The organism is Kaistella antarctica, assembly GCF_900109615.1.
GTDB classification, from domain to species: domain Bacteria; phylum Bacteroidota; class Bacteroidia; order Flavobacteriales; family Weeksellaceae; genus Kaistella; species Kaistella antarctica.
The window spans coordinates 214,942-227,523 of the sequence record NZ_FOIX01000002.1; the positions used below are offsets into that span (position 1 = coordinate 214,942).

The window sequence follows — 12,582 nt, forward strand, 5'->3', positions numbered from 1 at the left end:
GCCTTCGCGTTAAAAAAAATCCCCATTAAAACGGATTTCAATAATTAGAATTAAAAATAAAAAATAAATAGAAAGTTAAATGAAAAGAATTAAATGTTTATTTATTCTGTTGTGTGCCCTGGGAACTTCGGTTCTCAGTAACGCGCAGGAGCATGTGTGGAAAACAGAAACGTCAAACGGTTACACCTATAAATATGTGACCAATGATCCAATGCAAGCGCGTTTCTACACTTTAAAAAATGGCTTAAGTGTCATTTTAAGTCCAACCAATAAAGAACCTCGAGTTCAGGCTTTTATCGCGATCAAAGCCGGTAGCAAAACTGATCCTTCGACCAACACAGGTTTAGCGCATTATCTGGAACACTTGATGTTTAAAGGAACCGACAAATATGGTGCCCTGGATTATGCCAAAGAAAAACCTGAATTAGATAAAATCGATGCCTTATACGAAACGTTCAATAAGACGAAAGATGAGGTGAAAAGAAAAGCCATCTATCATCAAATTGATTCTATTTCTGGCGTGGCTTCAAAATATTCCATCGCCAATGAATATGATAAAATGATGACTTCGATTGGAGCACAGGGAACAAACGCTTTCACCAGTTTTGAGAAAACCGTTTATACCGATGATGTACCTGGAAACTCATTAGATAAATACATGGCCGTGCAAGCGGAGCGTTTTAGAAATCCGGTTTTCCGTATTTTTCATACCGAACTGGAAGCCGTTTATGAAGAGAAAAACCGAAGTTTAGATAATGACGGAGCGCGTGCTTTTGAAACCATGTTAGCCAACCTTTTCAAAAACCATAATTACGGACAGCAAAGTACAATTGGTACCATCGAAGATTTAAAGAATCCATCTTTAGTGGAGATTCGTAAATATTACGACAAATACTATGTTCCTAATAATATGGGCTTGGTGCTTTCGGGAGATTTTAATCCTGATGAAGTGATTAAAAAAATCGACCAGGATTTTTCATTTTTAAAGAATAAAGAAATTGTTCCGTACACTTTTCAGCCTGAGCAAGAGATCACCACTCCGATTGTAAAAGAAGTTACGGGTCCTGATGCTGAGAAAATAATGATTGGTTATCGTTTGCCAAATAATAAAAGCAAAGATATTTTGATTGCTGGTTTGGTCGGTCAAATTTTAAGCAACGGAAAAGCCGGATTGCTCGATTTGAATTTAGTGAAGAAACAAAAATTGCTTTGGGCTTCTGTGAGCGTAATGCCATTGATCGATTACGGAATGTTTGTTGTTTCCGCGGCACCAACTTCGGGACAAACTTTAGATGAAGTGAAAACTTTATTGTTCCAAGAAATCGACCGTTTAAAAGCCGGAAATTTCGACCAAGAATTGTTGACGTCAATTGTCAATAATATGAAGAAGAGCGAAATTATGGAAAGCGAACATTACAGTTCTCGTGCAGATGCTTTGATGGAAGCCTTTAGCGACGAACTAGATTGGAGAGATCAAGTTGCGGGTGTGGAAGATATTTCTAAAATCACCAAACAGCAAGTTGTAGATTTTGCCAATAAATATTTTGCGAATAATTATGTTGCAGTTTTAAAGAAAAAAGGCGAAAGTCCTGCCTCGGCACAAATTGAGAAGCCAGCGATTACGCCAGTTGAAACCAACGCTGATCAACAAAGTAGTTTTGTGAAAATGATTGACGAACTTCCTTCCACCAAGGTGAGTCCAGTCTTTTTAGATTATGACAAAGACATTCAGCGTTCAAAAATTGGTAAAGCAGAAATCCTGTACGTTCCGAATAAAGACAATCAATTGTACAGACTTCGTTACCGATATAAAATCGGAAAAAACAACGATCTGAAACAAGATCTAGCCGCGAAATATTTGTCTTTCCTAGGAACCGACAAAAAATCTTCGGAAGATATTTCTAAGCAATTTTACGAAATCGCCAGTAGTTTTAGCATTTACACCGCTGAAGATTTTACGCTGGTAACCATTGAAGGTTTGCAGGAAAACTTTGATAAAGCCGTGAAATTATATGAAGATTTAATTTTGAATGCGAAGCCAGATGAAGAAGCCTTGACCGCTTTGAAAGCCAGACTTTCTAAGTCTAGAGCCGATATGAAGAATAACAAAGGCGCCATTCTTCAAGGATTGACTAGTTACGCGATGTACGGAAAAGACAATAAGTTTAACTACAACTTTTCTGATGAAGCCTTGAATAAAGTAACTTCAAAAGAATTATTAGAATCGATTAAAAAACTGAATAGTTACGATCAAACGATTATGTATTACGGTCCAGAAAGTTTAAAAAAATTGACTTCAACTTTGAAAAAACTGCATCCAGTTCCGAAGAAATTTGCAACGCCAATTGCACCAAAAGTATTTTTTCAAAAACAGACTGATAAAAATGAAGTGTTGTTTGCAGACTATGAAATGGTTCAGGCAGAAACGCAGTGGACAAGAACTGGCGGAAACTATGACCCGAAAATGCAACCTGTTGTAACCGTTTTCAATAATTATTTCGGCGGTGGAATGGGAACCGTTGTGATTCAAACGATCCGTGAAAGTAAAGCCTTGGCTTACAGTACGTATGCGATGTTTGTGACGCCGCGAAAAGTAGAAGACAAATATTTCGTGACGGCTTATGTTGGTTCGCAATCTGATAAATTTAAAGATGCTACCAACGCGATGAACGAGTTGTTGAACGACTTTCCACAACTTCCAGAAAATCTTGCTTTAGCCAAAACGCAAACCAAAAAGGATATTGAAAATGAAAGAATCACCCAGGATAATATTCTTTTCGATTATTTAGGTGCGCGAGATTTAGGCTTGAAAACAGATATCAGAAAAGAGATTTATGAGCAAGCAGGCGCAGTAAGTTTCACCAACCTGAATGATTTCTTCAAAAAGAATATCGCTGGGAAACCTTATATCTATTCAGTTGTTGCTTCAGAGAAAAATCTTACGGAAGCCGATTTGAAAAAATTAGGAGACTACGAGAAATTATCATTGACGGAAATATTCGGTTATTAATAGTTAAGTGTTTTAAACACGATTTTATCATCAATTAATTAGTTTTTGTTGTTATTAAAGGAGTTCGGTATTGTACCGGACTCCTTTTTTATTTTTTAAAATTGATACGAATTTGGTTCTAATCGGTTTCTAACTTCCTAATTTGTGTTCGATTATTTATATATTATCAATTGTAAAAAATTGTAATTTTTCAATAGCATCGGGCTTTAGCCCGATTTGGGAATAGGTGAGGTGAATTGGCTTTAGCCGAAACTTATAGTAGATTTTGTCTAAAGCCAATTTACACTGAAATCTCGTAAAAGCTCGAGAGCCCATTCCTATTGATTATTTTAAATTAATAATTGGATTCAGGTTCTTATCTTAAATCAATGTTTTTAAATTGTTGTCGATGTATTTTTGTGTGATAGTTAAAAGCCAAGTAAAAACAGTTTTATTGCGAACCTCGCTAAGTGAAACGCCTTTGCGATCGTAATTTTAAGAAGTATTATAAATAAAATCTTTGCGACTTTGCGTTAGAAATATTTCTATAAACAGATATACACACAACAGATATGAAAACAGTTTACCACAAATCAGATTCCAGAGGTTTTGCAGATCACGGTTGGTTAAAATCTCACCATACCTTTAGTTTCGCAAACTATCACAATCCTGACAGAATGCACTTCGGAGTTTTACGTGTTCTTAATGATGATCAGGTTGATTCAGGAATGGGTTTCGGGACGCATCCGCATCGTGACATGGAAATTATCTCCATTCCCTTGGAAGGTGGTTTAGAACACAAGGATTCTATAGGAACAACGTCGGTGATTAGAAAAGGAGAAATTCAGGTGATGAGCGCTGGAACGGGTGTGCAACATAGCGAGTACAATAAAAACAAAGAAGAACTCGTGAAGTTTTTGCAGATTTGGATTGTTCCAAACAAAAAGAATGTAGAACCTCGTTACGATCAAATCAGTATTAAAGAAGGCGAAAGTTTAAATCATTTCCAGCAGATTCTTTCACCAAATCCAGATGATGAAGGAGTTTGGATTCACCAAAACGCCTGGTTTAATTTAGCTAAATTCGAAAAAGGAAATTCAAAAGAATATCAATTACACGATTCAAAAAATGGAGTTTATATTTTCGTTTTAAAAGGTTCCGCTAAAGTAGGTGACCAAAATTTAGAAACCAGAGACGGCTTCGGAATCTGGGAAACTGATTCCTTTATGTTAGAAGCAACAGAAGATTCCGAAATATTATTAATGGAAATTCCCATGGATTTTCCAAAGATTTAATTTTTCCTTTAAATCGAATAAAAACAAAAACGGGTTGCAGTAATTGCAACCCGTTTTTGTTTTATATTTTAAAATCTTATTTCTTCACCAGAGAATACACTTTCTTTCCGCCAGTTACAATTGCAAACATTGCTAAACCTGCCACAATTCCGAAAAGCGCATGTTTTGCCATTTCGGTAACTTTCGGTAAAAACTGATGAACCAATTCAATATTGTGATCAAAAATTCCACCTGAGACCAATAATAGCGCAATCGTTCCGATAATCGATAAGGCTTTAATAATAATAGGAAGAGCCTTTACTAAAAAATTCCCCAGGAAATTGAAAAATCCTTTTCCGTGCGAATTTTTGATAAGCTTATAGCCCGCATCGTCCATTCGAACGATTACTGCTACAATTCCATACACTCCGACCGTTGCTAAAATGGCGACCACAGAAACCGTCAATATTTGGATGGCTAAATCTTTCTCTAAAACAGAACCCAAAGCAATAATTACAATTTCTAAGGATAAAATAAAATCAGTGGTAATGGCAGACTTTACTTTAATTTTTTCGGCCTCAGCGTCATCTTTTATTTCTTCAACAACTGCTTCATGTGGATCTTTTTTATGAAATAAATATTCGATTATTTTCTCAACTCCTTCATAAGCCAAATAAAGTCCACCCAAAATCAGAATGAATTTAATCGCTGGCGGATAAATAAACTGCAATAAAAAAGCAATCGGAATGATAATCAACTTGTTGATAAATGATCCTTTTGTAATCGACCACAGAACGGGAATTTCACGGGAAGATAAAAAACCGGTAGCTTTCTCAGCATTTACGGCAAGATCGTCGCCCAATATTCCGGCCGTTTGTTTGGTCGCTATTTTTGAAGCAACTGCAACATCATCCATTAAAGCCGCTATATCATCTAATATTGCGAAAAATCCTGAAGCCATATTTTTTGTTTGTCGCAAAAATAGAAAATTCCAGAAGATATTATCAAGATTAATTCAATTTCGTTTAAAATTTACTACGATAAAATTGTGGAAAAATTATCATTTATAATTTTAATGTCAGCTTAAAAAATCTTATTTTCGCAGAACTAAATTTTTAAAAGTGAAACTGCATTTATTACATTCACCAAAAGAAATATTCCAAGATTTTGGAAATGTAATCGACGCTGAAAAATAAAGAAAAAGCCGACGGTCAAAATGACTGTCGGCTTTTTTATTTTACTTAAATTCAAGATGTTTTTAGAATCCCAATATTAAAGAAGCAAAAATGAGCAATACTTATAAATCCGCCGGTGTCGATAAAGAAGAAGGTTATAAAACGATTGACAAAATAAAAACTGCGGTGGCAACAACGCACAACAAAAATGTTTTAAATAATCTCGGCAGTTTCGGAGCATTCTACGAAATCGCTGGGTACAAAAATCCGGTCTTGGTAAGTGGAACTGATGGCGTAGGAACCAAATTGAAAGTCGCTTTAGATTCTAAAAGATACGATTCAATCGGCGTAGATTGTTTTGCGATGTGTGCCAATGACATTATTTGCCATGGTGCAAAACCTTTGTTTTTCCTGGATTATTTAGCCTGTGGAAAACTAGACGCTGATATCGCAGCCGAGATTGTGATGGGAATGGTGAAAGCTTGTAAAGACAATAATTGCGCTTTGATCGGTGGTGAAACGGCAGAAATGCCTGGGATGTACAAACCAGGCGATTACGACGTGGCAGGTTTTTGTGTCGGAATTGTTGAAAAGGAAGATATTATTGACGGTTCAGGAATCAAACCGGGCTGTAAAATTATCGCCTTGCCAAGTTCAGGATTTCACTCGAATGGATTTTCTTTAGTACGAAAAATATTCACAGACTTTAATGAAGAGTTTGAAGGAAGACCTTTGTACGAAACGCTTCTTGTCCCCACAGAATTATATTATCAGCCGATTCATAAGATTTTAGAAGAAGTTGCGCTGTGCGGAATCGCTCATATTACTGGTGGCGGAATTATTGAAAATATCCCGCGCATTATTCCTGAAAATATGTGTGCAACAATTGATGCGTCAAAAATTAAAATTCCATCTGTGATGTTGGAATTAGAAAAGCGCGGAAACATTGACCGTTTGGAAATGTATGGAACCTTCAACATGGGAATCGGAATGGTGGTCGTGGTTGATGAGAAACACGCTGAAAAAGTATTAAATCTTGTCGACAATGCGTACGAGATCGGAGTAGTAACGGAAGGTCCAGAAAAAATAAGTTTAGTTTAATATTTTAAAATATCGATAACCAATAAGCAAATGGCTCATTACCCATTGCTCATTGCTTATTATGTATTGTCAGAATAAATGAAGAATATCGTAGTTTTAGTTTCCGGTGGCGGAACCAACTTACAAAGAATTATAGACTGTATTGACAGTGGACAAATCCCGAATGCCAATATTTCTTTAGTTGTTGCCGACCGCGATTGTTTTGGATTGGACCGTGCAAAAAACCACGGCATTCCAACACAATTGATTCCAAGTGGGAAATCATTCTCGTCAGAATTAAAACAAATTCTTCCGGAGAACACTAATCTAATTGTCCTTGCTGGGTTTTTATCTATTTTAAATAAAGAGTTCTGCGATTCTTTTTCAGGAAAGATTGTCAATATTCATCCATCCTTATTACCAAAATTTGGTGGAAAAGGAATGTGGGGACATCATGTTCATGAAGCTGTTTTAGCTGCCAATGAAAAAGAAAGTGGAGCAACCGTACACTACGTTACCTCCGGAATTGATGAAGGCGAAATCATTCTTCAAAAATCATTTGAGATTTCAGAAGATGAAACTTTAGAAACCTTAGCGGAAAAAATTCATGCAGTCGAATATGAAATTTTTCCCAGAGCGATAAATAAAGTGCTGGGAATTCCCCTCTAGTAAGAGGGGTGTCCGTAGGACGGGGTGTGTACTTAATATTATGGATAAAAAACTATTAACATATATTGACGGAGTTGAAATTTTTCGAAGAAAAATAGAAGTGCTTCCAAAGAATAAGGAACTTTTAGCCAGATCGAGAAGCTTAAGAAAGGGATACATATTGTCAGAAGTTATATTTTGGAAACAGGTTCGAAAAAATGAATTTCATCAAATAGATTTTGACCGACAAAGAATAATTGGAAATTATATAGTTGATTTCTATATTAAATCTTTAGGAATTGTGATAGAGATAGATGGTTCAAGTCATAATTATAAAGAAGAATATGATGGAAAAAGGCAACAGTTTTTGGAATCATTAGATTTGAAAGTTTATAGAATCTCAGATTTTAGAGTTAAGAATGATTTATTAAATGTGATGAAAGAGCTGGAAGATTATATTATTGAATATTTTTCATAATCAAATCTAACACCCCGCCTTCGGCACCCCTCTTTCAAAAAGAGGGGAATTGAAAAAGAACTTGAAATAAACTAATAAATAGTAAAAAAGAAAGAAAGATGTCAAAAAAAAGAGCGCTGATCTCCGTTTCCGATAAATCCGGACTCGTAGATTTTGCAAAGTTTTTAGAAGCCAACAATTACGAATTAATTTCCACGGGCGGAACTTTTAAACATTTAAAAGACGCTGGTTTAAATCCAATTCAAATTGAGGAGGTCACCGATTTTCCTGAAATGTTGGACGGTCGTGTAAAAACTTTACACCCGAAAGTTCATGGCGGATTGCTTGCAGTTCGTTCCAATGAAGAACATATGAATACGGTGAAGCAACACGAAATCGGTTTAATTGATATGGTTGTCGTTAATCTTTATCCATTTTTCGCTCATGCAAATACGGATATTTCTTTAGAAGATAAAGTAGAATTTATCGATATCGGCGGACCTTCAATGTTGCGTTCTGGCGCCAAGAACTTTCAGTCTGTTGCGGTAATTACCAATGTTGAAGATTATGCTTTGGTTCAAAAAGAAATGGAAGAATCGGGCGACACGACTTTAGAAACGCGTAAAAAATTAGCCGGAAAAGTATTTAATTTGACTTCTGCTTATGATGCGGCGATTGCTCAAATGCTTTTAGATGAAGATTATCCACAATATTTAAAGGCTTCTTATCAGAAGGTTTCAGATTTGAGATATGGCGAAAACCCACATCAAACAGCGGCCTATTATACGTCCACAACCGAAAATGGTGCGATGAAAGATTTCGAAATTTTAGGAGGAAAAGAATTGTCCTTCAATAATCTTCGAGATATGGATTTATGTTGGAAAGTCGTGAATGAATTTAAAGAGCAGATGGCTTGTTGCGCAGTGAAACATTCTACACCTTGCGGAGTCGCCATCGGAACAACGGCCGTAGGAACGTATAAGAAAACCTTCGAATGTGATCCAGTTTCGATCTTCGGCGGTATTATCGGAATGAACTTTAAAGTAGATTTAGCCACGGCTGAAGAATTGAGCAAAACATTTTTAGAAATTGTAATGGCTCCAAATTTCGATGACGATGCGATTGAATTTTTAAAGAAGAAAAAAAATCTTAGAATCATTAAAATTAAAAACCCAGTGACCGATCAGCAAACTTGGGTGAAAATTGATGGTGGAATGTTAGTTCAGGATAATGACAATCAGTTTTCTGAGGACATTAAAACGGTGACTGTGGCTCAGCCAACAACTGAACAGGAAAAGGCTTTATTATTCGCGCAACGCGTTGTGAAATATGTGAAGTCCAACGCAATAGTAGTTTCCAATGGCTATCAGGCTTTAGGAATTGGCGGCGGACAAGTCAACAGAATTTGGGCAACCGAACACGCCGTGGAAAGAGCAAAAGCAAAATTCGACGGAGATCTAGTTTTAGCTTCAGACGCCTTTTTCCCTTTCCGAGATGTCGTTGATTTCTGTGCCAAAGAAGGTATCAAAGCCATCATCCAACCCGGCGGAAGTATGCGCGACGAGGACAGCATAGAAGCAGCAAACGAACATGGGATTCCTATGATGTTTACCAACATGAGACATTTTCTGCATTGATTTTGCTATACCAAAAGAGAATAAAAATTATTTGCAACTAAATTTGAAATCAGTTTTCAAATGAGTATTTTTGTAAAACGCAAATAAACGAGTGAAAGCGCAGCAAAAGAAATACTTAAGTCACAGCTAAGGTCATGCGATTTCATAACATCAATATAAATAACAAATAGCTACATATGAAAATATTAATCGTAGGAAACGGCGCCAGAGAATCTGCCATCGCACTGAAATTGAATAGCGATCGCAGGGTTAGAAAATTGTTTTTCGCCAAAGGAAATGCAACTACAGAACTGTTGGGCCAAAATGTCTATGACGATAGCATTGAAGGATTACGGGATTTCGTGATCAAAGAAAGAATCGATTTAACCATTGTAGGTCCAGAAGCTCCGTTGGTTGCTGGGATTGTAGATGAGTTTAAAAAACATAATCTTAAAATTTTCGGACCGAGAAAAAGAACTGCAGAGTTGGAAGGCAGCAAAGCGTTTTCTAAAAAATTCATGCAGACTCACAATATCAAAACGGCGAAAGCAGTCGTATTTGAAGCGTATCAAAATGCAATCGACTACGTAAGAACCCAAGAATTTCCTTTAGTAATCAAAGCGAGCGGACTAGCTGGTGGAAAAGGAGTGGTGATCGCTGACGATTTAGCTGAAGCAGAAACCACGATTCACCGATTTATGATTGATAGAATCTTCGGCGATGCTGGGATTCAGTTGGTCATTGAGGAGTATCTTAAAGGCTTTGAAGCCTCGATTATTGCCTTCTCCAACGGTGACAAATTATTTCCATGTATTCCGGTGAAGGACTACAAAAAAGCCGGCAGCGGCGATTTAGGCCCTAATACGGGTGGAATGGGCAGCGTGGCGCCAAGTCCGGAATTTACCGAGGAACATCAGAAAGATTTTGAAGAAAACATCTTAAAGCCAACGCTAAAAGGTCTTCATTCTCAAAATATCCGTTTCAAAGGTTTCATCTTTTTTGGTCTAATGGTCACTGATAACGGAACCTATTTGCTAGAATACAATATGCGTCTAGGCGATCCTGAAACTCAGGTAATTATGGCGTTGCTAGAAAATAATCTGTACGACGTTATCATGGATTGTTTAGATGGAAAAGATATCGAATTGAAGTTCAGCGATAAGAAAGCGGTTTGTCTGGTGATGTGTTCTGGAGGTTATCCTCGTCAAATCGAAACTGGATTTACCATCAGAAATACGGATAAAGTAACTAGTCAGCTTCTTTTCGCAGGTGCCAAAATGAAAGGAGATCAGATTATCACCAATGGTGGCCGCGTTTTAAGTTTGGTTGCAACTGGCGATACTTTCGACGAAGCTCGTGAGAAAGTATACCACGATGCCAATTTAATTCATTACGATTACGAATATTACAGAGACGATATCGGTAAATTTTAATTGATAAGGCGTGGTTTCCCACGTCTTTTTTTCTATTGTTTTTTGAAGCCGGGAACCTGCTCTACGTTGCAATTCCTCAGTCGGCGCTCTCCGCCAAAGGCGGCTCTCGCCTCCTTCCGGGATTTTCACTGCGATCAGGGCTAGGGTTTCGGGATTAAAAGAAAATTGGTTTACAAATAGGAAAAAGGAAAGAGCCAGTAAAAAGAGCCAAGTAAAAAGTAAAAAGGCCACTTTAAATCTATTTGGGGTTAATAACAGACTGTAAATTTTAAATCAAAATCAAAGTCTATTATCTATCGTCTATTCATCTATTATCTAAAATAAAAAACATCCAACATATATGCAAAACGGAATTATCATCCTCGATTTTGGATCACAATACAATCAACTTATCGGACGAAGAATTCGCGAAATGGGTGTTTACTCAGAAGTTCTGCCTTTCAACACGCCACTGTCAGAAATTATGGAACGCGAACCATCTGGAATTATTCTTTCTGGCGGTCCAAGTTCGGTAAATGCAGAAAATGCAAACTTAGTTGACAAAGAATTATTCGAACAAAATATTCCTGTCTTGGGAATTTGTTATGGAATGCAGTTAACTACTCATTTATTAGGTGGAAAAGTGAAGAAAGGAGAAAAAGGCGAATACGGAAAAGCCAAACTTCAAATCCAGAAATCAAATACTTTGCTTTCTGGGGTTAGTCGTTTCTCAACCGTTTGGATGAGCCATTTCGACGAAGTTGAAACTTTGCCTGAAGGTTTTGTCATCAACGGAATGACCGATGTTATCTCAGCGATCTCAAACGAAAACAAGAAAATCTATTGCGTGCAGTTTCACCCTGAAGTTTCGCACACAGAAGAAGGTGCCAGAATGATGGAGAACTTTGTCTTCAATGTTTGCAAATCACCAAAAAACTGGAAACTCACCAACTATATTGAAGAAACAATCGCAGACATCAAAGAAAGAGTAGGCGACCAAAAAGTAATCCTCGGACTTTCCGGTGGAGTAGATTCATCAGTTGCGGCGGTTTTAATTCACAAAGCGATTGGCGATCAGTTGCAGTGTATCTTCGTCGATACGGGACTTTTAAGAAAGGACGAAGGTAAAAAAGTAATGGAAAATTACGGTGAACATTTTAACTTAAAAATTAAAATGATTGACGCTGCCGAAAGATTCTTATCTAAACTCGATGGAGTTTCTGATCCAGAAGCAAAACGTAAAGCCATCGGAAACGAATTCGTGGTAGTTTTCGATGAAGAATCTAAGAAAATCGAAGGCGCAAAATTCTTAGCGCAAGGAACTATTTATCCAGATGTGATTGAAAGTCAGTCTGTAAAAGGTCCATCTTCTGTGATTAAATCTCACCACAATGTGGGCGGACTTCCCGAGGAAATGGATTTTGAATTACTGGAACCTTTGCGTGAACTCTTTAAAGATGAGGTTCGTAAAGTAGGAGAGGAATTAGGAATTCCACATCATTTGGTTCATCGTCATCCTTTTCCTGGCCCAGGCTTAGGAATCAGAATTTTGGGTGCAGTCGATGAAGAGAAAGTTAGAATCCTTCAAGAAGCAGACGATATTTTCATCGAAGAATTATATAAGAATGATTTGTACGATAAGGTTTCCCAGGCGTTCGTCGTTTTACTTCCAGTAAAATCTGTAGGAGTGATGGGAGACGAAAGGACATACGAATATACAGCAGTTGTTCGGTCTGCTAACACGACCGATTTTATGACCGCAACTTGGAGCCGACTTCCGTATGAGTTTTTGGATACCATTTCCAATAGAATTATCAATGAAGTACGTGGAATCAACCGCGTTGCTTATGATATTTCCAGCAAACCACCAGCAACGATTGAGTGGGAATAATCTGAATATTTCACAAAAATAGTCAATGATAAATGTTCCC

9 protein-coding genes are annotated in these 12,582 nt (G+C 37.1%); 8 read left to right on the forward strand and 1 reads right to left on the reverse strand.

Translation table 11 applies throughout. From position 1 onward, the window contains the following. Positions 1-79 precede the first annotated feature (79 nt). Positions 80-3,010: a M16 family metallopeptidase gene (locus BMX49_RS05635; protein ID WP_034716978.1), complete on the forward strand. Its 2,931-nt coding sequence runs from the start codon at positions 80-82 to the stop codon at positions 3,008-3,010. Between the two features lie 551 nt (positions 3,011-3,561). Continuing rightward, the gene (locus tag BMX49_RS05640) at positions 3,562-4,284 is read left to right on the forward strand and encodes a pirin family protein (RefSeq protein ID WP_034716975.1); all 723 of its coding nucleotides are present in this window, start codon (positions 3,562-3,564) and stop codon (positions 4,282-4,284) included. Between the two features lie 76 nt (positions 4,285-4,360). Here BMX49_RS05640 and BMX49_RS05645 read toward each other — a convergent pair whose 3' ends face one another. Then, positions 4,361-5,224 carry a DUF808 domain-containing protein gene (locus BMX49_RS05645; RefSeq protein ID WP_034716973.1) on the reverse strand — a complete coding sequence of 288 codons (864 nt, stop codon included), beginning with the start codon at positions 5,222-5,224 and terminating at the stop codon, positions 4,361-4,363. Positions 5,225-5,549: 325 nt separating this feature from the next. Here BMX49_RS05645 and purM point away from each other — a divergent pair, with 325 nt between their 5' ends. From purM to guaA, 6 genes are all read left to right on the forward strand, one after another. Beyond that, positions 5,550-6,539, forward strand: a complete 990-nt coding sequence (purM, locus tag BMX49_RS05650) for a phosphoribosylformylglycinamidine cyclo-ligase (protein WP_034716971.1) — start codon at positions 5,550-5,552, stop codon at positions 6,537-6,539. Positions 6,540-6,617: 78 nt separating this feature from the next. Beyond that, complete coding sequence (gene purN / locus BMX49_RS05655) at positions 6,618-7,187, forward strand: phosphoribosylglycinamide formyltransferase (RefSeq protein ID WP_034716969.1); 570 nt, start codon at positions 6,618-6,620, stop codon at positions 7,185-7,187. A gap of 40 nt (positions 7,188-7,227) precedes the next feature. Continuing rightward, positions 7,228-7,644, forward strand: coding sequence for an endonuclease domain-containing protein (locus BMX49_RS05660; protein ID WP_051803569.1), 417 nt, complete (start codon positions 7,228-7,230; stop codon positions 7,642-7,644). A 98-nt stretch (positions 7,645-7,742) separates the two neighbouring features. Next, the gene (purH, locus tag BMX49_RS05665; protein WP_034716967.1) at positions 7,743-9,260 is read left to right on the forward strand and encodes a bifunctional phosphoribosylaminoimidazolecarboxamide formyltransferase/IMP cyclohydrolase; all 1,518 of its coding nucleotides are present in this window, start codon (positions 7,743-7,745) and stop codon (positions 9,258-9,260) included. A gap of 176 nt (positions 9,261-9,436) precedes the next feature. Next, entirely contained in the window at positions 9,437-10,672 is a 1,236-nt protein-coding gene (purD, locus tag BMX49_RS05670) for a phosphoribosylamine--glycine ligase (RefSeq protein ID WP_034716964.1), read from the forward strand. A 340-nt stretch (positions 10,673-11,012) separates the two neighbouring features. Beyond that, positions 11,013-12,542, forward strand: a complete 1,530-nt coding sequence (gene guaA, locus BMX49_RS05675; RefSeq protein ID WP_034716960.1) for a glutamine-hydrolyzing GMP synthase — start codon at positions 11,013-11,015, stop codon at positions 12,540-12,542. Positions 12,543-12,582: the final 40 nt, after the last annotated feature.